Here is a 23,380-nt window from a genome sequence, read left to right as displayed (position 1 = left end):
GAAGGGGGCGCGTCGGGACGCCGGGGCGTCGGCCGGTGCGTCAGTACGCGAGCGAGCGGTCGACGGCCTCGAGCACGCGGTCGACGTCGGGGAGGAAGAGCTTCTCGACCTTGGCGGGCGGGAAGGGCGTGTCGAAGCCCGCGACGCGGAGCACCGGCGCCTCGAGCGAGTAGAACGCCTTCTCGGTGACGGTCGCGGCGATCTCGGAGCCGAGGCTCACGTTCGCGGACGCCTCCTGGGCGACCACGAGCCGACCGGTCTTGCGGACCGAGGCGAGCAGCGGCTCCCAGTCGATCGGCGAGAGCGAGCGCAGGTCGACGACCTCGACGCTGGTCCCCTCCTCGCCGGCGAGCTCGGCGGCCTGGAGCAGCACGGAGACCATCGGCCCCCAGCCCACGACCGTGACCTCGTCGCCCTGGCGCACGACGCGGGTCGCGTGCAGCGGGGCGGCGGAGGCGCGGAGGTCGACGTCGCCCTTGGGCCAGTAGCGGCTCTTGGGCTCGAAGAACATCACCGGGTCGTCCGAGGCGATGGCCTCCTGGATCATCCAGTAGGCGTCGTTCGGGGTCGACGGGCTGACCGCGCGGAGGCCCGCGGTGTGCGCGAAGTAGGCCTCGTTGCTCTCCTGGTGGTGCTCCACCGCTCCGATGTGCCCGCCGTAGGGCACGCGGATGACGACGGGCATCGTGAGCGAGCCCTCGTGCCGGTTGGTCATCTTCGCGAGCTGCGAGGTGATCTGGTCGAAGGCCGGGTAGATGAAGCCGTCGAACTGGATTTCGCAGACCGGGCGGAAGCCGCGCATCGCGAGGCCGATCGCGGTGCCGACGATACCGGACTCGGCGAGCGGGGTGTCGAGCACGCGCTGCGGCCCGAACTCGGCGTGCAGGCCCTCGGTGATGCGGAAGACGCCGCCGAGGGGGCCGATGTCCTCGCCCATCAGCAGGACGCGGTCGTTCTCGGTCATGGCGCGGCGGAGCCCGGCGTTCAGCGCCTTCGCCATCGACATGGACTCCAGCTGCGTGTCGCTCAGCGGCGGCTGGACGGTGGTGCTCGTGTCGATCGTCATCGCGGGTCGCCTCCCAGCGCGTCCTCGTAGCCCTGGAGCCACGCCTTCTGCTCCGCCACCTGCTGGTGCGGCTCCGAGTACACGTGGTCGAACATCACGTCGACGGGCGGCGCCTCGAGCGCGAGCAGGCGCTGCCGGATGTCGGCGGCGAAGTCCTTCGCCTCCTCGTCCACCTCGTCGAAGAACGACTGCGGGGCGCCGAGACCGCGCAGGTAGGCGGCGAAGCGGGTGATCGGGTCCTTCGCGACCCACGAGGCGAGCTCGTCGTCGGTCCGGTACTTCGTGGGGTCGTCGCTCGAGGTGTGCGCGCCGATGCGATAAGTGAGCGCCTCGATGAACTGGGGGCCGCCGCCGGAGCGGGCGTCGGCGAGGTGCTTCGCGGTGACGGCGTAGCTGGCGAGCACGTCGTTGCCGTCGATCTGCACGCCCGGGATTCCGAAGCCGGAGGAGCGGAGGTACAGCGGGCTGCGCGACTGAGTGGCGACGGGCACGGAGATCGCGTAGTGGTTGTTCTGCAGGAAGAACACCTCGGGCGTCTGGTAGCTCGCGGCGAAGACCATGGCCTCGCTGACGTCGCCCTGGCTGGAGGCGCCGTCGCCGAAGTAGACGATGACCGCCGCGTCCTTCTCGGGGTCGCCCGTGCCGGTCGCGCCGTCGAAGGTGAGGCCCATCGCGTAGCCGGTCGCGTGCAGGGCCTGCGAGCCGAGGACCAGCGTGTAGAGGTGGAAGTTGCCGTGCGCGGGGTCGGCCGGGTCCCAGCCGCCGTGCGTCACACCGCGCAGCAGCGCGAGGACGCGGAGCAGGTCGACGCCGCGGACCTTGGCGACGACGTGCTCGCGGTAGGAGGGGAAGACGTGGTCCTGCGGACGCAGCGCGAACGCGGAGCCGACCTGCGCCGCCTCCTGCCCGTGACTCGGCACCCAGAGACCGAGCTGCCCCTGACGCTGCAGGTTCGCCGCCTCGATGTCGAACCGGCGGACGACCGCCATCTCGCGGTAGAAGGAGCGGTGCTGCGCCTCGTCGATCCCGTCGAGGAGGGGGGCGTACTGCTCGGCCGCGGGGGTCGGTGCGAACCGGCCGTCCGCGGTGAGGAACTGGACCGTCGGCGTCTCGCTGGTGGCTGCCACCCGACTAACCTATCCGCCTCGCGGGATGCCCCTTCGGGAGGGTCCCGACAATCTCCGCCGCTGCCGTGAGGAGCTTGTCGACAGAACTCGCCTCGCCGACGGACACCCGGATGCCCTCGGGCGGGAAGGCGCGGACGACCACGCCGGCCCGCTCGAAGACCGCCGCGGCCGCCTCCGTCTGCTCGCGGGTGTCGAACCAGAGGAAGTTGGCCTCGGACTCGGGGATGGTCCAGCCCTGGTCGAGCAGCGCCTGCCAGAGGTGGTCGCGGAGCTGGGCGATGCGGCCGACGCGCTCGAGCAGCTCCTCGCGGTGCTCGAGCGAGGCGACCGCCGCGGTCTCCGCGAAGCGGGTGACCGAGAGGGGGATGGCGGTCGAGCGGGCGGCGTCGAGGATCCGCGGGTGCCCGATCGCGTAGCCGACGCGCAGCCCCGCCAGTCCGTAGGCCTTGGAGAAGGTGCGGGCGACGACGAGGTTGGGGTGGCGGCCGAGGAGGGTCGCGCCGTCCACCGCGCGCTCGTCGCCGACGAACTCGGCGTAGGCCTCGTCGAGCAGGACGAGGACGTCGGCCGGCACCTTCTCGAGGAAGGCCGCCACGTCGTCCGCGGTGGCGACGGTCCCGGTGGGGTTGTTGGGGCTGCAGACGATCACCAGACGGGTGCGCTCGGTGATCGCCTGGGCCATCGCGTCGAGGTCGTGCGTGTCGTCGGCGCGCAGGGGGATGCGCACGCCGGTGGCGCCGGCGGTGGTGATGAGGGAGGGGTAGGCCTCGAAGGAGCGCCAGGCGTGCACGACCTCGTCGCCCGGTCCCGCGGCGGCGGTGATCAGCTGGGCGATGACGGCGACGGAGCCCGCTCCGACGATGACCTCGTCGATCCCGACGCCGTAGCTCTCGGCGAGCGCCGTCCGGAGCGCCGTGGCCGCGGCGTCCGGGTAGCGGTTGAAGTCGGTGATCGCCTGCACCCGCTCGAGCACCGAGGGCAGCGGATCGAACGGGTTCTCGTTGGAGGAGAGCTTGAACGCGTCCGCGGAGGCGGCGCGGCCCTGGCGGTAGGCCGGCAGAGCGAGGATCTCGGGGCGGAGGCGGACGGGTGGCTCCTGCTGGTCGGTCACCCGGACCATGCTATTCGGGCGGCGGCCGGGCGAGCCGCGCGAGGCACCCTTCCCCGCCGCCGGTGCGCCCGGGTGGAGGCGGGCTGCGCCAGAGTGGAGGCATGCGCAGACTCCTCCTCGGCCTCGCCACCAACGCCGTCGCCCTCTGGCTGACCACGCTCGTCGTCGCGGGCGTCCGCGTCGATCCGTACGAGCAGGGGCCGACCGCCGCGGTGCTCACGTACCTCCTCGTCGCAGTGATCTTCGGCGTCGTCAACTCCGTGGTCGGCGGGGTGGTCCGCGTCGTGGCCTTCCCGCTGTACGTGCTGACGCTCGGTCTCGTGTCCTTCATGGTGAACGGCCTGCTCCTGCTGCTGACGGCCTGGATCAGCGGCCTCTTCGGCTTCGGCCTGGTCGTGGACGGCTTCTGGTGGGGCGTCCTCGGCGCCCTGGTGCTCGCGATCGTCAACTGGTTCATCGGGCTGCTCCTGCGCCCCTTCGCTCGCGACCGCCGCCGGGACTGACCGGCACGGTCGTCAGCCGGGCGGCGACGCGCGAGTCCGGCGCTCCCCGCCAGAGCGGGAACAGAGCGGCCCCGGTCGCCGCGAGCCGGGGGTCGGCCGCCGCATCGAGGGCGTGCCCGGTCGCGACGTAGGCGTCGAGGGCGTGCGCGGGCACCGGAGTGTCCCGCGGGATCCCCGCCGGGGAGTCGCGCTCGACCAGCACGACCCCCGGCTCCTCCGCCGCCGTCCGGCTGAAGCCGCTGAGCGCCGGCACCAAATCGTCGGAGTGCTCGATCGAGAGCGAGCGCGTCCCCTCCGGCAGGTCCAGCCCGCGCACCGGACTGCCGAAGGTGACGACGTCGTGCACGTCGTAGCGCCCCGACTGCGCCACCCGGAGGGCGACCAGCCCGCCCTGCGAGTGCGCGGCCATCGTGACGGGGGCCCCGGCGGAGATCCCGGCCGCCGCCATCGCCGCGAGCGCTCCCTCGACGGAGGCGGCGCGCCCGCCCGCCATCGCCTGCAGGTTCGACGGAGCCCCGAAGGCCTGCTCCGGGTCGGCGCTCCAATCGGTGGTGCCGGAGAGCGTGACGAGCCACTCCCCTCCGTAGCGCTCGATCACCACCTGCGGACCGTCGGGATCGCTCGGCGGGATCCGCGCCGCGAGCTCCCCCCAGCCCGCCGGCGCGGCGAGCGGGTCCACCGGCGGCGGCACCCGCTCCACCCGCAGCTCCCGCTCACCCGGCGCCGGCAGCACGCCGAACACCGTCCCCAGGATGACGAGCGCCCCCGCCGCCGACTGCACCCCGTTCCCGATCACCTGCTCGGACGTCGGTCGCCCCACCGCGTCGGCCAGCGGCGGAGGGAGCAGCAGCACCCCGATCTCGGTGCCGAGGCCGATCGAGGAGATCACCCCGCGCAGACCCTCGATCAGGAGAGGGTCGCCCAGCAGCGCCCGGACGAGGTCCTCCCCCTCCTCCTTCAGGTCGGCCTCGGCACCCTCGTCCCCCGCGAGGGCTCGCGCCGCCGCCGAGACCGACCCGAACGCCGCGTCGGCCACCGCCCGGACCAGCACCGCGGCGTCCTCGACGGCGCCGGGAAGCCGCCGCGCGAGGGACTCGCCCGCACGCCGCTCGAAGAGCGCGACGGCGGTCTGCGGCCCGAGGATCCCCGGCGTCCCCGGCACCGCGTCCTCCTCCGCCCGCTCGTACTCCGCCGCCGCCGCGGCGAGCGCCTCCCGGAGCGCCACCGCGTCGGCCTCGAGCAGGCGGAGCCGATCGCCGAGCGCCGCCGGCTCACCCGCCCGGGCCGGCGCCGCGAGCATCACCGCGGGGACGAGCCCGTCGCCGAGCACCGCGCACTCGGCCAGCCCCGCCGCGAGCCCCTCGAGCGTCCGCCGGCGCTCGTCGAGCTCGGCCGTCTCCACCCGCACCGGGGACGGCGCCCTCATCCGCCCGCCCCCACTGCCAGCCCGCGCGCCGCCGCCTCCGCCGTCGCGAGCCCGGCCAGCAGCTCGGCCGCCCGCTCGGCGTACTCCCGCGCCGCCGCCCCCTCCCAGTCGGCGTCGGGCAGGAGTCCGCCCGCCTCCCCGCGCAGCACCCCGATCCGCTCGGCGAGCGCCGCCACCGCCGCGCTCGGCCACGGCGCCGCCGCGCCCGTCGCTCCCCCTGCAGCCGCCTCGAGGCTCATCCGCCACCTCCCTTCTCTCTCGATGCCCGCGGCCAGCCTCGGGCACCGCGGTCGGCCACGGGCGGGCGCTCCCCGGAACGGTGGAGAGGTCGAGAATCCGCCCGCTGTGGAGGACCGCCGGTGCGCCATGATGGGCGGGTGACCCCCTCTTCCGCGCCGTCGGCGTTCGCCGTGTGCTTCGTCTGCACCGGCAACATCTGCCGGTCGCCGATGGCGGAGGTGGTGCTGCGCTCCCTCGCCGAGCAGGCAGGGCTCGGCTCGGTCATCACGATCACCTCCGCCGGCACCGGCGAGTGGCATCTCGGCGAGCACGCCGACCACCGTGCCCTCGAGGCGCTCGATCGCCGCGGACTCGACGGCGCTCCGCACCGCGCGCGGCTCTTCGACCCCGCGCTCTTCGAGGAGTTCGACCTCGTCGTCGCCCTCGATCACGGCCACGAGCGGGCGCTGCGCTCCTGGGCGCGCACCGACGTCGACCGGCAGAAGATCCGGCGCCTGCTCGCCTTCGAGCCGGGCCTCTCGGCGCAGGGCGACGTCCCCGACCCCTACTATTCCGATGCGGCGGCGTTCGACTCGGTGCTCGCGCTGATCGAGCGCGCGTGCCGGGCGCTCTTCGCCCAGATCGAACCGGGACTGCGCGGCAACCGCACGGTCCGCACCGACTCGCGCTCGAGCCTCCAGACCGCGCGGGACCCCCGAGAACCGGAAGGCACCACCGCATGACCTCGCTCCCTCCCCAGCCGCTCAGCCCGCTCGACGGCCGCTACAGCGCCGCCGTCTCCGCCCTCGGCGAGCACCTGTCGGAGGCCGGGCTGAACCGAGCGCGCGTGCACGTGGAGGTGGAGTGGCTGCTCGCCCTCACCGACCGCCGCCTCTTCGGCTCCGAGCCGGTCGAGGCCGCCGACGCCGAGGAGCTCCGCCGCCGCGCCCGCGACTTCGGCCAGCCCGAGATCGACCGCCTGGCCGAGCTCGAGGCCGTCACCCGCCACGACGTGAAGGCGGTCGAATACCTGGTGCGCCAGTGGCTGGCCGAGCTGGGCCTGGATCGCATCGCCGAGCTCACCCACTTCGCCGCGACCAGCGAGGACATCAACAACCTCTCCTACGCGCTCGTCGTCCGCCGGGCCGTCGAGGACGTCTGGCTGCCGAAGCTGCGCTCGGTCGTCGCCTCCCTGCGCGAGCTCGCCGTGCGCTACCGCGACGAGTCGATGCTCAGCCGCACCCACGGCCAGCCCGCGACGCCGACGACGATGGGCAAGGAGTTCGCCGTCTACGCCTTCCGCCTCGAGCGGGTCGTCGTGCAGCTCGAGGCCACCGAGTACCTCGGCAAGTTCAGCGGAGCGACCGGCACCTTCGCGGCGCACCTCGCGGCGGATCCGGACACCGACTGGGCGGCCCTCGCGGCGGAGTTCGTCGGCTCCCTCGGCCTCGTCTTCAACCCGCTGACCACCCAGATCGAGTCGCACGACTGGCAGGCCGAGCTCTACGGCAAGGCCGCGCACGCGAACCGGATCCTGCACAACATCTGCACCGACGTCTGGACCTACATCTCGCTCGGCTACTTCCGGCAGATCCCGCAGGCCGGCGCGACCGGCTCGTCGACGATGCCGCACAAGATCAACCCGATCCGGTTCGAGAACGCCGAGGCGAACCTCGAGCTCTCCAGCGCGCTGCTCGACTCGCTCGCGCAGACCCTGGTCACCTCGCGGCTGCAGCGCGACCTCACCGACTCGACGACCCAGCGCAACATCGGCGTCGCGTTCGGCCACTCGCTGCTCGCGCTCGACAACATCGCACGCGGGCTGCTCGAGATCGACCTCGACCCGCGCGCCCTCGCCGCCGACCTCGACACCAACTGGGAGGTGCTCGCGGAGGCGATCCAGACCGTCATCCGCGCCGAGGTCGTCGCGGGACGCTCCTCGATCACGGACCCGTACGCGATGCTCAAGGACCTCACCCGCGGCAAGCGCCTCGGCGCCGAGGACCTCGCGGTCTTCGTCGACGGCCTCGACATCGGCGCTGCCGCGAAGGCCCGTCTGCTCGCGCTGACGCCCGCCGGCTACACCGGGCTGGCCTCGGAGCTGGTCGACCGCCTGAGCTGAGACGCCGTCGAGCTCGCCTGCGGGGGAGCTCGACGGAGACGGCCCCCGGCGCGGATGTCGGGGGTCCTGCCTAGGGTCGGAGCATGTCCCCCGATGCGGTCCCCCCGGACTGCGCCCTCGACGGCTGCCGCACGGCCGCCGAGCCGGGCGCGCCGGTGGCGCTCTGCAGCGCGCACCTCGGGCTCGCGCACGACTGGGTGGCGCGCGAGGACGGCGTCGTCGACGCCCTCCCCTCGCCGTGCCTCGTCTGCGGCTCGCGGCTGGGCGTCCGGCACCCGTCGGGCTGGCTCTGCGCGGCCTGCGAGTGGCGGCTCGGCGACGCGCCCGACGGCGAGCTGCCGCCACCGCGGGTCGAGGTCGTCTACTACATCCGCTTCGCCGGGCGGATCAAGATCGGCACCAGCGGCAACCCTCGGCAGCGCCTGCACCGGCTGCGGCACGAGGAGCTGCTCGCCTTCGAGCGCGGCGGGCGGACGCTGGAGCAGCACCGCCACGCGCAGTTCGCCGTCGAGCGGCTGGAGCGGACGGAGTGGTTCACCCGCAGCGCCGCGCTCGACCGGCACGTCGAGGCGGTGCGGGCGGGCGAGCCCGACCCGTGGGCCCTGTACCGACGCTGGTGCAGCGAGGCGCTCGCACTGCGGACCTGAGCCGCCGCGGGGTCGCGCGGCGGGCCGGCACGCCCCTCCGACCGGTCAGCGGGTCCAGGCGCCCGGTCAGGGCGACCAGGCGCCCGGTCAGCGTGTCCAGGCGTCGACGAGCAGCGACCCGCGGATCTCGCGCAGCTCGTCGAGCAGCCGGTCCACGAGCCCCGCCGAGACGCCCGACGCGAGGACGTCGTGCGGCCCGAGCGGAGGCAGGCGCCCGGTCCGCACCCGCACCACCTCCCAGCCGACGGCCCGCAGCGCGCGGTCCTTCCGCCGGTCCGCCTCCTCGCGATGCCCCACGTGCTCGAGCCCGTGCCGCCCCGTGGAGTCGTACTCGATCGCCACCCGCAGCTCGCTCAGCACGATGTCCGGCCACGCCTCCAGGTGCTCGAAGAACGGCCGACCAAGCCGCACCGCCGTGAACCCCGGCTCGAACTCGAGCCGCTCGGCGAGCAGCGTGCGGAGCCGCGCCTCGACCGCCGACGCGGGCGGAGGCGCGCAGGCGCTGACGAAGGGCTCTCCCGGCGGGAGCTGCGGGGTCTTCGAGCAGATCCGCGGCGGGCGCGATCTCGTCGGCGTGCGGGCGGGACGGGGTGACCGAGCAGCAGCGGACTCGGGGACCGGGGCCGACGGGCGCTCGATCACCGGCTCCACCGCGGGCCGCGGCGTCCGGGGCTTCGCGAGCGCCGCGCAGTCGGGGCACCAGGACGAGCGCCGCCGCTCCCGGCCCGGACGGTGCCGCTGCTCCTCGGGAGTCGCGACGAACACGTGTCCCGCGTCGCACAGCCAGCACAGATAGACGTCGGCCGCCGGGGGGATCTGGCTGAGGACGATCCCCCCGTTGTACTCGGGCCGGTACTGGAGCACGAGCACCGGGAACGACGCCCACGCCTCCCGGTACGTCCCCACCGGATACGGGACGTCGACCCCTCGCGAGAACCGCCGCCGCTCCCACCACCGCCCGATCGCCTCCGCCACCCCCGCACGCTAACCCGGACCACCGACGCCGCGGCGTTCATCCCGATCGAGGAGCCCGCGGAGCGGGCGTCTCGAAGGGGATCGGCGGGAGAGGGGGAGCCTGCAGCCCGCCGTGCTGAGGACGGTGGGTCTCGATACGCCCCTGCGGGGCTACTCGACCGACATGCAGGACCAGCAGGGCGCGTGTGGCTACTCCTGCGGCGAGGGGCGGCGGCGGCGGGCGAGGAGGGCGGCGGCGAGACCGAGGACGAGGGCGGCCAGGCCGCCGGCGAACCACGGGCCGGGGTCACCTCCGGTGTCGGCCAGCGTCGGAACGACCGGCGCGGGTGAGACGACGGTCGTCTCGCCCGGTGCGCCGCACTCCCCGCGATGGACGACCGTCCCGTCCGCCGTGGCGAGCGTCTCGACCCAGTAGTAGCTGCCGGGCTCGGTGAACCGGGTCTCACCGGACCAGTAGGAGACGTCCTCGTTCAGGCCGGGCGTCGTGGCGACGGGGCTGCCCGACCCGTCGAAGACGCGGTTCGCCGGCGTGCACGTGTCCTGCTCGCCGCTCCTCATGAACGCCTCGAACGTGATCACCGCGCCGGCCGGGACCCGGCCGTTCACGACGGCCTCGTCCCGCACCGGGTCGCCCACCTGTACTGCCGGAGTGGCCTTGGTGTGGACGTCGGGAGTGTGCACGGTGGTCGTCTCGCCGGGCGCTCCGCACGCACCCTGGGCGAGGATCCTCCCGTCGTAGGAGTGCAGCTCCTCCACCCAGTGCACGGCGCCCGCGGTGGTGAAGACGACCGGGGGCGAGGTGTAGGTGCCCGCCTTCTCGACGACGACCGGGGTGCCGGTCGTGTCCGCCACCAGCGTGGACGCGTCGCAGACCGGCGGCACGCTGTCAGCGGCGGACCTCGTGCCGGCGGCCGCCCGGTAGGCCTTCCACACCAGGTAGGCGCCCTTCGGCGTCTCCCCGGTGACGATCGCGTCGTCGGTCGCACCGTCGTGCACCGCGCTGTCGGCCTGCGCCTTCGACGTCACGTCGGGCACGGTCACCTTCGTGGTCTCCCCCGGCACTCCGCACTCACCGCGGTGCAGGACGCGGCCGTCCTTCGTCCGCAGCGTCTCCACCCAGTGATGGACGCCGGGCTCCGTGAAGCGGACCTCACTCGACCAGTACGACCTCTTCTCGTTCCGCCCCGCGGCGACCGCGACGGGTGACGTCGAGCCGTCGTAGACCCGGGACTCGACGGTGCAGGAGGCCCGGTCGCCGGTCTGCCGGTACGCCTCGAAGGTGATCACGGCGCCCTCCGGCACCTCGCCGTCGACGACCGCCTCGTCCTTCGCGGTGTCCGACAGCGGCACGGAGGGCGTCGCCTTCGTGCGGACCTGCGGGGTCGTCACGCGCACGACCTCGCCCTTCGTGTTCCACCCGTCCGCCCAGCCCGTCGTGAAGAGCGTCTCGGGGGCGGACCAGACCCAGACGATGTGGCCGGCCGAGTCCGCCGGCGCGGTCGCCGCCTCCGAGGTGAAGGTGCCGGGTCCCTCGACGACGATGCTCGAGGTCGTCAGGACCGTGGCGTTCTCCGGCCTCGTCGCCGGGACCGTTCCGGTGCCGGGCACCCAGTAGGCGGTTCCCGTGAAGGTGACGGGGACGCTCCTGCCGTCCTTCTTCAGCCAGGCTCCGGTGTCCTTCACCGTGAGGGTGTCCGTGGAGGTCGCGGAGACGGGGATCTCCTCGTCGGTGACCTGCGTCTCCGCCGCGACCGTCGTCGGCGAGAGGTGCGTCTCCGCGACCAGCCCGAACCTGTCCGACCAGGTGTAGCCGTCGGGGAGGAACGGCTTCACCCGGTCCGGCTGCGACGCCTCCTCGACGCGCCAGACCCAGGTGTAGAACCCGGCCGAGGGCACCGTCACTCCCGGGGAGGTGTAGGTTCCCGGGCCGGTCGCGGTCAGCTCGACGCTTCCGGCGACGGGCGCGCCCGGCGGCACCGCGTCGGACTGCACCGGCTGCTCGGCGTACGGACCGTGGAGCGTGCCGCGGTAGACCACCGGCACGGGCGCGCCGTCGAGGGTGCGCCACTCCCCCGACCCGGGCGCGACGCCTGCCCTGACGGTGTCGGTCGCCTGCGCTCCCGCCTCCACGCGTCGTGTCGAGACCTGCGTCGATCCGATCGGCGAGAACAGGTTCGGGATCGGCGCGGAGGCCGCCGTGGCGGCGGCGATCGTGAACGAGCCGTCGATCTTCTGGCCCTTCGACGCGGTCCACTGCTCGGAGGTCACCCCCGGAGCCCAGGTCATGATGTTCCCCAGGTAGCCGGAGGCACCCGCCACCCGGATCTCGTCGGACCGCGCCTCGACGGCGAAGGAGGGGCCGGCGCTCGGGACGACGCGGAGCGTCCGCGACTCCCCGTCCTTCATCGTCGACTGCCCGGATCCGGTGTCGTCGAACACCGCGTTCGTCAGATGCACTGTCCCCGTCTGCCCGGGCGGATCGGTCCGAGCCGTGACCCGGCCGGTGCCCGCGCTCGTCTGCATGTCGAGACTCAGCGACGCCGAGCCGGACGTCCGCCCCGGCCGCACCGCCGTCACGCCGGCGGCCTCCGCCCGGTACTGCCTCAGCAGCCCGAGCACGGCATCGCGATTCCCGCCGGCGCGGGCGCTGTAGTAGAGGTCGCCCGGCATGCCGTTGCCGTTGTACGCGGCATTGTCCGCCACGTCCCACACGTACAGCGCGACGGCGGCCGCGGTGTTCGCGTCCTCCGTGTTCCCGTGGACGTCCATGACGTAGCTCAGCCGTGCGAGCTGATCCGGCGAGAGCGAGTTCCAGTCGCTGTTCAGCGACGGACCGGCCGTCGGGCTGTACGGGATCGACGCCCTGATCTGCAGGCAGTAGGCCAGCGTCCCGTCCGGGTGGCGATAGGCGCCGAGGAAGCCCTTCCCCAGGTCGAAGCCCGCGCCGTGCGTGGCCGCCGATGCCGACAGCGGCGCGAGGAACGACGAGGTCACCGCCAGTGACGTGCCCGCCCCGCCGACCAGTCCCGCCGCCAGGAGGCCTGCGGCCAGTCGGCGCCCCACCCGCATCCGGCCGCGGTGGGCGCCGCTCGGCCACACCACCGCTCGGTTCCGGTCACGCTGCGCGCCCACCGTGCGTCTCGCGGGCTCCCCCGCCCGTCGTCGTCGATCCATGCCGCTCTCTCCCCTGCGTACGTCGAGGCTCGCGCCTCACGCGAGCGCCGGATGCGGTCGCGTACCGGCACGCGAGAGGCGTGCCGATGGAGACCAAGGTAACCGTTCCATGGGATCATGATTCCGATGGCGCGAATCATCTGATACCCAGGCGGTGTGGCAATACGCGCCTGTGGGATCCCGACAGGGCCCCGTGCGGGAGGATGGGCGTCATGCCTTCATCCGCGTCGTCCATGAGGAGCCGAGCGACCCCGGAGGAGGCCGACCTGGCTGTCCGGGTGGTCGGCAGCGAGATCAACCGGGGGATCCTGCGATCGCTGTCCCGGGCGGAGCGTCCCGAGCTGGGCCTGCTCTTCGGCGAGCTCGTGGAGGCGATCGGCCCGGAGCTGCCGACCGGCCGCGCCACGACGACGAGCCTCTACCGGCACCTCATCGAGCTGGAGGACGCCGGGGTGGTCCTCGGCAACCTCCCGCGCGAGCAGCGCCGCGGCCGCTCGGTCCAGTACCGCATCGTCGCGTCCCGCCTCGAGGAGATCTACGCGCGCAGCCTGGCGTACGCGCTCGGCGAGACCGCCCGCGACGACGTCTCGCCGTAGAGCGTCCGGCTCGCCGGGCGAGGGTGCTGCCGCACTGCGGAGGACGGCGGGTCTCGATACGCCCCTCCGGGGCTACTCGACCAGCATGAAGCGGGGGTGCCGAGGCATGGACCCACCTCCTGCTGCCTTCGAGGCATGCAACCACGCTGCTGACGACGGCGGGTCTCGATACGCCCCTCCGGGGCTACTCGACCAGCATGGGCGCGAACCCGTCAGCAGGGCTCCACCGCAGGTGCGAGCGCACCGCGGAATCGCGTGCCAAGCGATTCCGCGCAGCGGACGCGTCCCGCTCTCCGGAACCCGACCGCCTCAGGAAGCCGACCGCGGGGAGGAGCGACGCAGTCGCACCGACCTAATGAGCACCGTCCTGCTCGTCGAGGTCGGCGATCTCGGCCTCGTCGGGCTTGAAGGTCAGCGAGAACATGGCGATGGCGACGAGGACGACGATGAAGGCGACGCCGAAGCCGATCAGGGCGACGACGAACTCGCGGGTCGACATCAGCACGACGACGCCGACGAAGGCCGCCATCACGGCGGAGAGGCCGACGAGCTCGAGCGGACGCAGGCGGTCCTTGCGGGTGGGGCGGAAGGTGCGCGGCGCGAAGTCGTCGTCGGAGGGCGACGGCTCGGAGGAGGCGGGGTCGGGGGCGGTCATCGGTCTCCTCCGGTGGTGGGGGTGGAGGGTGCGGCGGCATCGGCGCCGGCGGCCCACTTGAGCGAGAACGCGGCGATCGCGAGGAACACGGCGAGCATCACGGCGTACGCGCCGAGGAGTCCGACCGAGACGACGGGGTGCGGCGGGAGGAGGGCGAAGACCGCTCCGAGCAGGGCCGTGCCGAGGCCGACGATCACCGCGTCGCGGGCGGCGAGGCCGGTGCCGCGGCGGCCGCTGGAGAACTCGAGGGAGCCGGAGACGAGCGCCCAGCCGGCGATCAGCGCGATGAAGGGCAGGAGGGCCGCGACCGGCAGCGCGACCAGCGCGAGCACACCGGCGGCGAGGGTGACCCCCGCGGAGGCGAGGGCGAGCGTGCGGCCCCGACCGGCGAGGGTGCGCAGTCCGATCACGAGGGCGACGGCGCCGCTGAGGAGCGCGAAGCCGGCGAAGACGGCGAAGCCGAAGGCGGGGCCGTGGTCGGGCGAGAAGGTGATCACCACACCGGCGACGGCCGCGACGGCGGCTCGCGCGAGGTGGAGGGTCCACAGTCGGCTGGCGGTGTCGGCTTCGGCCACGGTCGAGCCTCTCTGGTGGTGCGGGCGGGTCGGGGTCGCGCGAGGGCGGGGACCGAGCGGCGTCGCCGGGTCCGTCGGTGCGGTGTCCCGCACGATCCGGAGGACGCGCCGGCCCGGGAGCGGGCGGCCGCCTCCGCGGACCCTGCGATTTTACGCTCCCCGGGGCGCTCCCGGCGCCGGGAGCCTCCCGAGCGCCGGGATGCTCGGCCACCGTGCAGGTGAGCACCCCCGTTCTGAGCACGCACCGCGCACGCCGCGGAGAGCACAGCGTGTTTCCGAGTCGTAAACACCCGGGGTCCGATCCGCACGGACTCGTGGCGCACAGGAGGCGCTCGCTATCGTGGGTCAGACCCGCGCGCCTCACCCCGGGCGCGATCACCACACCCCCCCAGGCCCAGGACGACCACCCCCGCCGTCCGGCCCGCCGCTATCCCCTGGAGTTGATGCCTTGAACGGACTGGATCTCGCGATCCTCGCGCAGCGAGCACGCGATCTGGCCTTCAGCAAGCTGGTCGCCGGCGGTTTCCACCGCTTCGGCAAGGGTTCCCGCATCTGCCTGCCCTTCCGGATCGGACCCGGGCAGGGCAAGCGGATCTCCATCGGCGAGAACGTGCTGATCAGCGCGAACTGCATGCTGATGGTCCCGACCGACGACGCGCCCACCCCTGCCCTGATCATCGGCGACCGCGTGCGGATGAACATGACCGCGATCAGCGCCGTGCAGAGCGTGGTCATCGAGGAGGGCGTCGGCATCGCCCGCGGCGTCTACATCTCGGACCATTCGCACGGCTTCAAGGATCCGACGCGCTTCATCCGCGACCAGGGCGTCGACCGGATCGCCCCGGTCCGCATCGGCCGCGGCGCCTGGCTCGGCGAGAACGCCGTCATCATGCCCGGTGTGACGGTCGGCCGCGGCGCGGTGATCGGCGCGAACGCCGTCGTCCGCGAGGACGTGCCGGACTACTCCGTCGCCGTCGGCGTGCCCGCGCGCGTCATCCGGACCTTCGCGTGAGGAGCGCCGTGCCCGACCAGACCGTTCCCGACCAGACCGTTCCCGACCAGACAGCGCCCGACCGGACCGCGCCCGACCGGACGGCGCCCGAGCCGACCGCGGACGGCGTCGTCCGCGACGTCGTCTTCACCTTCTCCTACGAGACCTACACGGACGCGGCCCGCCGCGGGATGATGCGCCCGCCGGACCGGATCCTGCACTCGCTGATGGAGAGCCCGCAGGTCGGGCGCCTGATCGTGGCGAACCCCTTCCGCTTCCTGCCGACGACGCTCGTGCGCGGGGCCCTGGGCCGCGAGGTCGAGTTCCCGTCGACGCCGCAGCGCGTCCTGCACACCCCGCTGCGCCTGCGCCGCTCCGACCCGACCGACATCGCCGCCCTGGAGAAGGAGTACCGCGCCTACGACAAGGGGATCGCGAAGCTCGCCGACGAGATGGAGCTCGTGCGCCCCGTCGTCGTCACGACCAGCCCCGTCGTGGCCGGTTTCTCGCCGTTCGAGTGGGCCGAGCACGTGATGTTCTTCGCCCGCGACGACTGGACGACCTCGACCCGCTGGAAGGGCCACTGGCCCGCCTTCCAGGAGGCCTACCGCCGCGTCGCGACCAGCGGCCGCTCCGTCACCGCCGTCTCGCAGGAGATCATCGACCGCATCGCGCCGACCGGCCCGCACGCCGTCGTCCCGAACGGCGTCAGCCCGGAGGAGTGGACCGGCCCCGTGCCCGAGGCCCCCGAGTGGCTCAGCCGCATCCCCGGCCCGCGCGCCCTGCACGTCGGCACGCTGGACGACCGGCTGGACGTCGAGGGGATCGTCGCGGTCGCCACCGCGCACCCCGAGCTGCAGATCGTGCTGATGGGCCCGCAGCCCGACCCCGGCTACCTCGCCCCGCTCGCCCCGTTCGCGAACGTGCACCTGCACCACTCCGTCGGCCGCCGCGAGCTGGTGGCGACGATGCGCAACGTCGAGCTCTGCCTCCTCGCGCACCGCCGCACCCCGCTGACCGAGGCGATGAGCCCGCTCAAGCTCTACGAGTACGTGGCGAGCGGCTGCCCGGTGATCTCCGTCGATCTGCCGCCGATCCACGGCATCAGCGACCGGATCCGCATCGTGCCGACCATGGCGGAGTTCGCCGCGGTCGTCGACGACGCGCTCGCCGACGGCCCGGCCACCGAGGACGAGCGCCTCGGCTGGATCCACGCGAACTCCTGGGCCGCCCGGCACGAGACGGTGCTCGACATCCTGCTCGACCGGAACGACGGCCGCGCCCGCGCGGGCGGAGCCACCCCGTCGGCGCTGCAGGCGGGCTAGGTCAATCCACCCAGGGGTCCGACTCCGAAGTAGCCAGGGAACGGGCGCCTCACTATCGTGGGGGTGGCACCGCGGCCCGTTCCGCTGTGCCCTCGTCCTCGGACGGCGAGCACTCGCCCAGGCGCAGGAGCGGATCACGCCGCGCCGGCACCGCGTCGCACCCGACGTCACGATCCTCACCCGCCCGAGAACCACCCGACCGACCAGGACCACGATGCAGCGCAGGCTCCCCGCCCCACCCCGCGCGCGTCCCCCTGGGCGTCGACCCGCCGATGCCCGGGACGCCCCCACGTCCTGACGCACTCCGGGGAGAGCGCGGTCACGACGCCGCCGGATCTCCCTCCCACCGGGCCGCTCCAGTGCAGAGCGGGGCTCCCGCCCGGCTCCGCGCCGCCCCAGCACCACCAGCACCACCCACCCCCCACAACACCCAGCCCTGCACTACCGCCTCAGTCAGCTTCCGCCGGAGGAGAGCCCGAGAGCTCCCCCGGACGCAAGAAGGGTCGCCATGTCACAGTTCCTGTTCGTCTGCTCCGGTGGAGGGCATCTCAAACAGCTCTTCACCCTGTCCTCCCGCTTCGGGATCGACCCCGCCGACCAGCACTGGGTGACCTTCGACAACGGCCTCAGCCGCTCCCTCCTCGAGGGCCGCCGCGTGACCTACAGCCGCTTCGCCGCTCCGCGCGACGCCCGCCCGATCGCCGAGAACGCGCTGATCGCGCACCGGATCCTGGCCAAGGGCGACTACTCCGCCGTCTTCAGCACCGGCTCGAGCCCCGCCGTGTCGTTCATGCCCGAGGCCTCGCTGCGCGGCATCGAGTGCCACTACATCGAGAGCGCCGCGCGCGCCGACGGCCCCTCGATCACCGGCAAGATCATGGCCCGCCTGCCGGGCGTGAACACCTACACGCAGTACCCGGTGTGGGCGGACGAGCGCTGGCTCTTCGGCGGCTCGATCTTCGACGCGTACACGACCGGTCCCGACGAGCCGGTCTCCGCGATCCGCCGCGCGGTGATCTCCGTGGGCACCCAGGACCTCTACCCCTTCGACCGGCTGATCGCCGCGTCGGTGCCGCTGCTGAAGGACGCCGAGGTGCTCTGGCAGACCGGCCTCGCCGACGTCTCCCCCTACGGCATCGAGGGCCGCGCGAGCGTGCCGCACCACGAGCTGCAGGAGGCCGTGAAGGAGGCGGACGTCGTCATCGCCCACGCGGGCACCGGCGCCGCCATCACGGCCATCGAGAACGGCAAGGTCCCGATCCTGGTCCCGCGTCTCGTCGCGCGCGGCGAGCACATCGACGACCACCAGATCCAGATCGCCCGCGAGCTCGACCAGCGCGGCCTGGCCATCGCGGCCGCGCCGGAGGAGCTCACGGAGGAGCTGCTGCTGCGCGCCGCGAGCCGCACGGCCGCGCTGGCCCCCACCGTGCCGCCGTTCCGCTTCAGCCCGTCCCGCGCGCGCTCGCGCCGCCGCGCCTCCGCGAGCGTCCCCTCCTGGCGCCCCGAGCGCGGCGACACCCGCTTCGAGACCGCCTGACGCGGGGGCCGCTGCGCCCGCCTCGCGCCGGAGCACCTCCGGCACGCCGCACCACCTCCGGCTCGCCGAATCCCCACGATTCCGCGAGCCGGAGCCGTCTCCACGTGCCGGACAGCGTCGTCACCACTACCGCCGGCGCGCGCGAGAAACCGCCCGCGCACGCAGAAGGGCGGAGGAGCCGCAGCTCCCCCGCCCTCGTCCTGCCCCCTCAGTGGGCGCAGGCGGCGCTCTCAGCGCCTCAGGAGGCGTTCGCGAGCAGCGCCGTCCAGGCGATGTCCGCGAGCTTCGCCTGACCCGCCAGCGACGGGTGGAAGTGGTCGACGTCGGAGATGTCGTCCGAGGTGACGTCGAAGTCGTGCAGGGCGCCCTGGTCGTAGACGCAGTTCGCGGTGGCGCCGCAGACGTCGGCGAGGACGTCGTTGTAGGCGTCGATCGTCGTCGAGACGTTGTCGCGGCGGGCCTGCGCGTCCGCGTCGTCCGACGTGGGCTGGTAGAGCAGCGAGTTGCAGTTGGAGCTGCCGGCCCAGCGGGAGACGGCCTCGGCGTCGCCGCGCTCGGTCTCGAAGAAGTCGAGCAGGTTCGGCACGGAGGAGACGAAGATCGTCGCCTCCGGAGCGCCGGTGGAGAGCGTCGAGAGCGCGGTCGTGACGTTGCTGCGGAAGGCGTCCGGCGTGGTGATGTCGGCGCTGTTCTTGCGGCAGACGTCGTTCGCGCCGATCAGGATCGTGACCAGGTCGGGCGCGGCGGCGACGGCCTTCTCGGCCTGGCGCGGCAGCTCGGCCGAGGTCGCGCCCTTCGAGGCGACGTTCTCGATCTCGGGCACGGCGCCGACCGACTCGCCGGCGCGACGGGCGACCGAGTCGACCGTCTCGTCCTCGCCGGTGGTCCAGGACGCGCTGGGGCAGGGCTTGTTCTGCCCGCAGGCGGCGACGCCGACCGAGATCGAGTCGCCCATCGCGGCGATCGAGCCGGCCGCGAAGGGCAGCTCGCCCGAGGCGGCGGGCTCGGTCGTCTCGGCGGGAGCCGGGGCGGAGGTGCAGCCGGCCAGCAGCGCGGCGGCGACGGCCACGGCGGCGAGGACGCCGGCGCGACGGGAGCGGGTGGTGCGGGTCATGCAGTGCCTCCATCGGCCGGGGTGGTCTGCGCGGCAGGCGCGGCAGGGGTCGCCGGGCCCTTGGGCTTGGGCTTCCGGACCTGCTTCACGAACGCGAGGATCTGGTTCATGTCGCGGCGGTAGGCCGGGATCGCCATCGCGAGCGCCAGCGGCACCAGCGAGGCGAGTCCGCCGACGAGCAGGTGGACGATCGCGGGCAGATCGGTGTACGCGCCGACGGCCCAGGCCGCGCCGAACATGAACGGCACGACGAGCGCGGGGCGCAGAACGGGCACGATCACGTCGGAGCCGCGCACGAAGGTGCCGCGGATCGCCAGCCAGAAGCCGGGCACCAGCAGCGCCAGGGTGGTGAGGCCGTAGAGCAGCGCGAGGCCCTCGACGCCGTTCCACCACAGGCCCACGAAGAACGAGCCGATGACGAGCGGGCGGGTGACCACGTAGTACACCAGCTGGCGGTGCACGCGGCCGAGCGAGATGTAGATCCAGCCCTGCACGTTGCCGATGCCCTGCGCGATGCCCGCGATGGACAGCAGCGACAGGATCGTCGCGGAGGACGACCACTGCGGGCCGAGCAGCAGCTCGACGAGCGGCCCGGCCAGCGCCGCGAGCACGCCGAACGTCGGCAGCGTGAGGTAGCCGATCACGAGCAGCGCACCGCGGACGTAGCGGCGGTAGCGCTCGCCGTCGTCCTGCAGCGAGGAGAGCACCGGGAGTGCGACGCGGCCGAGCGGTCCGTTCAGCTGCTGCAGCGGCAGCAGGAAGAGCGAGTACGCGCGGGTGTACTGGCCGAGCACGCCGGTGCCGAGCTGCGCGCCGATCAGCACGTTGTCGACGTTGCGGGCGAAGTAGTTGAGCAGCTGGACGCCGAAGATGCTGCCGCCGGTGGTGACCAGCGGGATGACCTCGCGCGAGATCTGCGGGCGGCCGAAGGTGGGCCGGGCCGCGACCCAGAGCGCGATGAACCGGTAGATCAGCGCGCCGCCCTGCAGCACGACGAGCGACCAGACGCCCCAGCCGAGGAACGCGGCGATGATCGAGCCGATCACGCCGACGAGCATCGAGACCACGTCGATCTGCGCCATCAGGCCGAACTTCATCTCCTTCTGCACGCGCGCCTGGAGCGGCATGCAGAGGCTGTTGATGAAGAGGGTCGGCGCGACGGCGAGCGTCAGGACGACCAGCGCCTGCTCGTTGTAGATGCCGGCGATGAGCCAGGCGGAGGCGCCGATCACGATCGTGCCGACCACGCCGAGCGCGACCGACAGCCAGAGCACGGACCGCCAGACGGTCTCGCTCATCTTCTTGGCCTGGATGATCGCGCCGGTCAGGCCGAAGTCGCGGACCAGGTCGGCCACGCCGACGATGGCCGTGACGGCGGCGAGCAGACCGAAGTCGCTCGGCGAGAGCAGGCGCGCCAGCACGATCGTGGAGATCAGCTGGATCGCGGTCTTGCCCCACAGGCCACCCAGGGTCTGGATGACTCCGCGGCTCGCCTTGTGCCCGAGGTCGGACTTGGGCGAGGCGGGCGGCAGGTTCGGCCCGTCCCCCACGGTCGGCGACTGCGCGATCGCGTCGGTCGCGAGCGTCTCGGTGGTGTGCGCGGTGTCGTCGATCGCCGCCTCGATCTGGGCGTCGCTCGCAGTGGTGCCGTGGCGGGCGGAGGAGCCGCCCGCGGGGGTCGACCCCGTCACGCGCGCGTCGTCTCGTCGCGGTTCCATTCGGGTACGCCTCCTCGAGCGATGATCGACCGCGCCTCGAGGCGGGGTCGCAGATAGCCGTAGCAGTAGATCGGGAAGGCCGGCCACAGGGCGGGCCGGCGCAGGACGCGCTTCAGCAGCGCGACCGGGCCGCCGCCGCCGGCGCCGGTCTGCTCGGGCACGAGGCCGGAGGCCGCGAGCTGGGCGTTGCCGATCGCGATGCGGACGGTGCGCTTGATCTGGTTGCGCATCCGGCGCGGCGCCTTCACGGAGAAGGACCGGCCGGGGAGCGTCAGCCGCTCCTCGGGGGTGAAGAGCTGCTGGACGAAGCGGTCGTCCGCGATGATCTCGGGGAAGGCGCCGAAGCGGCTCCGCCCCTCGGCCGACAGGCCGTAGATCCCGGAGCCGACCAGGCCCGGGGCCCGGTAGTCGGAGAGCTCCCAGATCGAGTAGTGCGCCCGGACGGGCCAGGAGGCCCCGCCGGTGTCGACCCGGAACTCCGGCGCGGCCGCGAGCGGGCCGCCGGGGCGGGCCAGCTCGTCGCCGAGCGCCAGGAGCGTCTCGGCCGAGACCGAGACGTCCGCGTCCACGTAGATCCTGGGGAGGACCGTGGCGAGCTCGTCGGCCGCGTTGAGGCCGGCGATCTTCGAGGCCCGGGGCGTCTCCGCCACCAGGATCCGAGGATCGACGGCCCGGGCGACGGCCGCGGTGTCGTCGGTGCAGCCGTTCGCGCCGACCACGATCTCGAGCCGGCCCTCCGGGTCCCCGTCCACGAGGGCGCGGAGGAGCCGGGCGATCACCGCCCCCTCGTCGTGCGCGGGGATGACGACGCTGACGCGTGCGCTCACGACTCGATCTGCGTCGGCTTGCGGACGACGTGAGCGCCGACGTGCGAGCCGAGGGCGGGCTGCCCGACCGGGATGTGGGGGCCTCCGCGGGTGAAGGCGGAGACGTGCCCCGCCTCCTCCGGCGACAGGCGCCGGCGGGTCGACTTCCGTGGTGCCTCCGTGAGCACCCAGGCCCCGACGGCCAGGAGGATCCAGAAGAGCATGAAGGACTGGAAGAAACCGAAGGCGTCGTAGAAGTACGCGGCGATCGTGTAGCCGAGCAGCAGGACCGCGATCGCGAACGCGAGGCTCGCGTACTGCGGCGTCGTGGTGCTCTTGAACGAGTAGCGCAGCAGCATCACGATCGGGACGAGGAACAGCACGGCCAGGCCGATGACGCCCACGGCGCCGCCGTCGAGCAGAGTGCCCAGCCACTGGTTGTCGAGGATGAACGCGTTCTTGTCCTCGCCCACCACGATGCGGCTGCCGACTCCCGTTCCGAAGAAGGGGTGCTCGCGCACGATCGCCATGGCCGGCTCGAGGTCGGCCAGGCGGCCCGCGCCCGCCATGCCCGCGGAGGTGTACTGCGAGGCGATGAGCGCGTCGGGGTCGAGGAACGACCCGATCATGTCCGTGAGGATCTTCGGGATCAGCACGAAGCCGAGGCCGAGCACCGGCACCATGCCCAGGAGCAGGTAGCCGCCGACCTTCGGGCGCAGGATCACCGTGAGCAGGAACATCACGCCGAGCGTGACGATCGCCGTGCGCGAGACCGCGGTGACCACGCCGAGCAGCAGGGCGAGGATCGTGCCGTAGTAGATGATCCGGCGGTTGATCTCGTTGAAGGGCCAGCGGGCGTACTTCGAGAGGTAGATCGCGATCGGGATCATCATGGTGAACATGACGGCCAGCGCGATCGGGTGCTGCGACGAGCCGAACGAGCGGTAACCGCCGGCCCGGTAGGCCTCCTGCTCGGCGCCGAGGCGCTCGAGCGGCAGGAACTTGTCGAGCATCGTGAAGACGTTCTGCTGCGTCGCGCGCTCGATCACCGCGAAGAAGGCGACGACGACGGCAGACCAGACCAGGAAGGTCAGGAAGGCCTCGACGAGCTTCTCGTTGCGCATCACGAGCCGGGCGACGAAGTAGACCGAGAGCATCAGCAGGTCGTTGACGATCGCGCCGGCGACACCGGAGCCGAGGGCGCCCTCGGAGATGAACTGCACATTCGCGGCGATCGAGAGCAGGCTCGAGGCCACCCAGATGCCGAGCGGCCAGCCGAACGCGGCCGGGCGCCAGACGAAGGTCGGGTCGATCATCAGCGCGACGATCGCCGCGACGACCATCAGCACGATGACGAGCCGGTACGGCTCCAGAGCGAAGCCCAGCGGGATCGGCAGCGCGTAGTAGCGCACCGGGATGAACATGATCACGCCGAGCAGGACGATGAACGCGCCGGTCCAGTTGAAGACCAGCTTGCGCGTGAGGTACAGGAACGAGATCCCGAAGAGGATCGCCCCCGCGTACAGCGGATTGAGGTAGTAGACCGCTGCGACGGCCACGGCCGCCAGCAGGACGGTCGACAGGACGGCGCGGACCGTGAAGGTCCGGCGGACGAGGATCTCACCCGCGTAGGGGTCGTCGTTCCCGGGGACCCCGAGCGGGGTCCCCTTCAGCGTCGGCGTGCTCATCTGCT

The 23,380-nt window shown here is 73.0% G+C and carries 21 protein-coding genes; 8 read left to right on the top strand and 13 right to left on the bottom strand.

Annotated elements, in window-relative coordinates; all coding sequences use genetic code 11:
• Window positions 1-40: 40 nt before the first annotated feature.
• From MT355_RS15985 to hisC, 3 genes are read right to left on the bottom strand one after another with little or no spacing between them, the layout of a single operon-like run.
• Entirely contained in the window at window positions 41-1,006 is a 966-nt protein-coding gene (locus tag MT355_RS15985; RefSeq protein WP_374204667.1) for an alpha-ketoacid dehydrogenase subunit beta, read from the bottom strand.
• A gap of 56 nt (window positions 1,007-1,062) precedes the next feature.
• Complete coding sequence (locus tag MT355_RS15980; protein WP_123734737.1) at window positions 1,063-2,193, bottom strand: thiamine pyrophosphate-dependent dehydrogenase E1 component subunit alpha; 1,131 nt, start codon at window positions 2,191-2,193, stop codon at window positions 1,063-1,065.
• Window positions 2,194-2,197: 4 nt separating this feature from the next.
• Window positions 2,198-3,313, bottom strand: a complete 1,116-nt coding sequence (hisC, locus tag MT355_RS15975) for a histidinol-phosphate transaminase (RefSeq protein ID WP_374204664.1) — start codon at window positions 3,311-3,313, stop codon at window positions 2,198-2,200.
• Window positions 3,314-3,405: 92 nt separating this feature from the next.
• Here hisC and MT355_RS15970 point away from each other — a divergent pair, with 92 nt between their 5' ends.
• Entirely contained in the window at window positions 3,406-3,807 is a 402-nt protein-coding gene (locus tag MT355_RS15970; protein ID WP_243600330.1) for a phage holin family protein, read from the top strand.
• On the opposite strand, the gene MT355_RS15965 is transcribed toward MT355_RS15970, so the two are convergent.
• Window positions 3,758-5,233, bottom strand: a complete 1,476-nt coding sequence (locus MT355_RS15965) for a hypothetical protein (protein ID WP_243600329.1) — start codon at window positions 5,231-5,233, stop codon at window positions 3,758-3,760. The two genes, MT355_RS15970 and MT355_RS15965, sit on opposite strands and share 50 nt — an antisense overlap.
• Entirely contained in the window at window positions 5,230-5,472 is a 243-nt protein-coding gene (locus tag MT355_RS15960) for a hypothetical protein (protein WP_243600328.1), read from the bottom strand. Before MT355_RS15960 ends, MT355_RS15965 begins: the two co-directional genes overlap by 4 nt.
• 138 nt (window positions 5,473-5,610) lie before the next feature.
• Between MT355_RS15960 and MT355_RS15955 the strand changes: the two genes are divergently transcribed.
• From MT355_RS15955 to MT355_RS15945, 3 genes are all read left to right on the top strand, one after another.
• Window positions 5,611-6,195, top strand: coding sequence for a low molecular weight protein-tyrosine-phosphatase (locus MT355_RS15955; protein WP_243600327.1), 585 nt, complete (start codon window positions 5,611-5,613; stop codon window positions 6,193-6,195).
• Window positions 6,192-7,574, top strand: coding sequence for an adenylosuccinate lyase (gene purB, locus MT355_RS15950; protein ID WP_243600326.1), 1,383 nt, complete (start codon window positions 6,192-6,194; stop codon window positions 7,572-7,574). Before MT355_RS15955 ends, purB begins: the two co-directional genes overlap by 4 nt.
• 83 nt (window positions 7,575-7,657) lie before the next feature.
• Window positions 7,658-8,221: a GIY-YIG nuclease family protein gene (locus MT355_RS15945; protein ID WP_243600325.1), complete on the top strand. Its 564-nt coding sequence runs from the start codon at window positions 7,658-7,660 to the stop codon at window positions 8,219-8,221.
• Window positions 8,222-8,308: 87 nt separating this feature from the next.
• On the opposite strand, the gene MT355_RS15940 is transcribed toward MT355_RS15945, so the two are convergent.
• Both MT355_RS15940 and MT355_RS15935 read right to left on the bottom strand, forming a co-directional pair.
• Entirely contained in the window at window positions 8,309-9,196 is an 888-nt protein-coding gene (locus tag MT355_RS15940) for a hypothetical protein (protein ID WP_243600324.1), read from the bottom strand.
• A 189-nt stretch (window positions 9,197-9,385) separates the two neighbouring features.
• Window positions 9,386-12,298 carry a hypothetical protein gene (locus MT355_RS15935; protein WP_243600323.1) on the bottom strand — a complete coding sequence of 971 codons (2,913 nt, stop codon included), beginning with the start codon at window positions 12,296-12,298 and terminating at the stop codon, window positions 9,386-9,388.
• Between the two features lie 305 nt (window positions 12,299-12,603).
• On the opposite strand from MT355_RS15935, the gene MT355_RS15930 reads away from it, so the two are divergent.
• Window positions 12,604-12,966: a hypothetical protein gene (locus MT355_RS15930; RefSeq protein ID WP_243600322.1), complete on the top strand. Its 363-nt coding sequence runs from the start codon at window positions 12,604-12,606 to the stop codon at window positions 12,964-12,966.
• A gap of 352 nt (window positions 12,967-13,318) precedes the next feature.
• Here the strand turns inward: MT355_RS15930 and MT355_RS15925 are convergent, their stop codons facing one another.
• Together MT355_RS15925 and MT355_RS15920 are read right to left on the bottom strand one after the other, a co-directional pair.
• On the bottom strand, window positions 13,319-13,621 hold the full coding sequence (locus tag MT355_RS15925; protein WP_243581097.1) for a hypothetical protein: 303 nt from the start codon (window positions 13,619-13,621) through the stop codon (window positions 13,319-13,321).
• Window positions 13,618-14,196 (bottom strand): hypothetical protein, encoded by a 579-nt coding sequence (locus tag MT355_RS15920; protein WP_243600321.1) that lies wholly within the window; start codon window positions 14,194-14,196, stop codon window positions 13,618-13,620. Before MT355_RS15920 ends, MT355_RS15925 begins: the two co-directional genes overlap by 4 nt.
• A gap of 448 nt (window positions 14,197-14,644) precedes the next feature.
• Between MT355_RS15920 and MT355_RS21370 the strand changes: the two genes are divergently transcribed.
• The 3 genes from MT355_RS21370 (at window position 14,645) to MT355_RS15905 (ending at window position 18,049) form a co-directional block, all read left to right on the top strand.
• Entirely contained in the window at window positions 14,645-15,208 is a 564-nt protein-coding gene (locus tag MT355_RS21370) for a DapH/DapD/GlmU-related protein (protein ID WP_123734729.1), read from the top strand.
• 8 nt (window positions 15,209-15,216) lie between these two features.
• Complete coding sequence (locus MT355_RS15910; protein WP_243600320.1) at window positions 15,217-16,512, top strand: hypothetical protein; 1,296 nt, start codon at window positions 15,217-15,219, stop codon at window positions 16,510-16,512.
• A gap of 508 nt (window positions 16,513-17,020) precedes the next feature.
• The gene (locus MT355_RS15905; protein ID WP_123731824.1) at window positions 17,021-18,049 is read left to right on the top strand and encodes a glycosyltransferase; all 1,029 of its coding nucleotides are present in this window, start codon (window positions 17,021-17,023) and stop codon (window positions 18,047-18,049) included.
• Between the two features lie 238 nt (window positions 18,050-18,287).
• Here the strand turns inward: MT355_RS15905 and MT355_RS15900 are convergent, their stop codons facing one another.
• From MT355_RS15900 to MT355_RS15885, 4 genes are read right to left on the bottom strand one after another with little or no spacing between them, the layout of a single operon-like run.
• A complete protein-coding gene (locus MT355_RS15900; RefSeq protein WP_243600319.1) occupies window positions 18,288-19,163 on the bottom strand; it encodes a GDSL-type esterase/lipase family protein in 876 nt (291 codons plus the stop codon).
• Window positions 19,160-20,881 carry a lipopolysaccharide biosynthesis protein gene (locus MT355_RS15895; protein WP_123444657.1) on the bottom strand — a complete coding sequence of 574 codons (1,722 nt, stop codon included), beginning with the start codon at window positions 20,879-20,881 and terminating at the stop codon, window positions 19,160-19,162. Before MT355_RS15895 ends, MT355_RS15900 begins: the two co-directional genes overlap by 4 nt.
• Complete coding sequence (locus MT355_RS15890) at window positions 20,851-21,708, bottom strand: glycosyltransferase family 2 protein (protein WP_243600318.1); 858 nt, start codon at window positions 21,706-21,708, stop codon at window positions 20,851-20,853. Before MT355_RS15890 ends, MT355_RS15895 begins: the two co-directional genes overlap by 31 nt.
• Window positions 21,705-23,375 (bottom strand): O-antigen ligase, encoded by a 1,671-nt coding sequence (locus MT355_RS15885; protein WP_123444655.1) that lies wholly within the window; start codon window positions 23,373-23,375, stop codon window positions 21,705-21,707. The genes MT355_RS15890 and MT355_RS15885 overlap by 4 nt, the downstream gene beginning before the upstream one ends.
• Between the last annotated feature and the right edge of the window lie 5 nt (window positions 23,376-23,380).

The sequence above is a fragment of the Rathayibacter sp. VKM Ac-2929 genome, assembly GCF_022815495.1.
GTDB lineage: Bacteria > Actinomycetota > Actinomycetes > Actinomycetales > Microbacteriaceae > Rathayibacter > Rathayibacter festucae.
Note: the sequence above shows the minus strand (reverse complement) of the source record. Positions and strands in the feature narration are given on the sequence as shown.

Coding starts and splice junctions, on each gene's coding strand:
- MT355_RS15985 (WP_374204667.1), bottom strand. CDS start 1,006: ATGTCGATGGCGAAGGCGCTGAACGCCGGGCTCCGCCGCGCCATGACC.
- hisC (WP_374204664.1), bottom strand. CDS start 3,313: ATGGTCCGGGTGACCGACCAGCAGGAGCCACCCGTCCGCCTCCGCCCC.
- MT355_RS15970 (WP_243600330.1), top strand. CDS start 3,406: ATGCGCAGACTCCTCCTCGGCCTCGCCACCAACGCCGTCGCCCTCTGG.
- MT355_RS15965 (WP_243600329.1), bottom strand. CDS start 5,233: ATGAGGGCGCCGTCCCCGGTGCGGGTGGAGACGGCCGAGCTCGACGAG.
- MT355_RS15960 (WP_243600328.1), bottom strand. CDS start 5,472: ATGAGCCTCGAGGCGGCTGCAGGGGGAGCGACGGGCGCGGCGGCGCCG.
- purB (WP_243600326.1), top strand. CDS start 6,192: ATGACCTCGCTCCCTCCCCAGCCGCTCAGCCCGCTCGACGGCCGCTAC.
- MT355_RS15945 (WP_243600325.1), top strand. CDS start 7,658: ATGTCCCCCGATGCGGTCCCCCCGGACTGCGCCCTCGACGGCTGCCGC.
- MT355_RS15930 (WP_243600322.1), top strand. CDS start 12,604: ATGAGGAGCCGAGCGACCCCGGAGGAGGCCGACCTGGCTGTCCGGGTG.
- MT355_RS15925 (WP_243581097.1), bottom strand. CDS start 13,621: ATGACCGCCCCCGACCCCGCCTCCTCCGAGCCGTCGCCCTCCGACGAC.
- MT355_RS15905 (WP_123731824.1), top strand. CDS start 17,021: ATGTCACAGTTCCTGTTCGTCTGCTCCGGTGGAGGGCATCTCAAACAG.
- MT355_RS15900 (WP_243600319.1), bottom strand. CDS start 19,163: ATGACCCGCACCACCCGCTCCCGTCGCGCCGGCGTCCTCGCCGCCGTG.
- MT355_RS15895 (WP_123444657.1), bottom strand. CDS start 20,881: ATGGAACCGCGACGAGACGACGCGCGCGTGACGGGGTCGACCCCCGCG.
- MT355_RS15885 (WP_123444655.1), bottom strand. CDS start 23,375: ATGAGCACGCCGACGCTGAAGGGGACCCCGCTCGGGGTCCCCGGGAAC.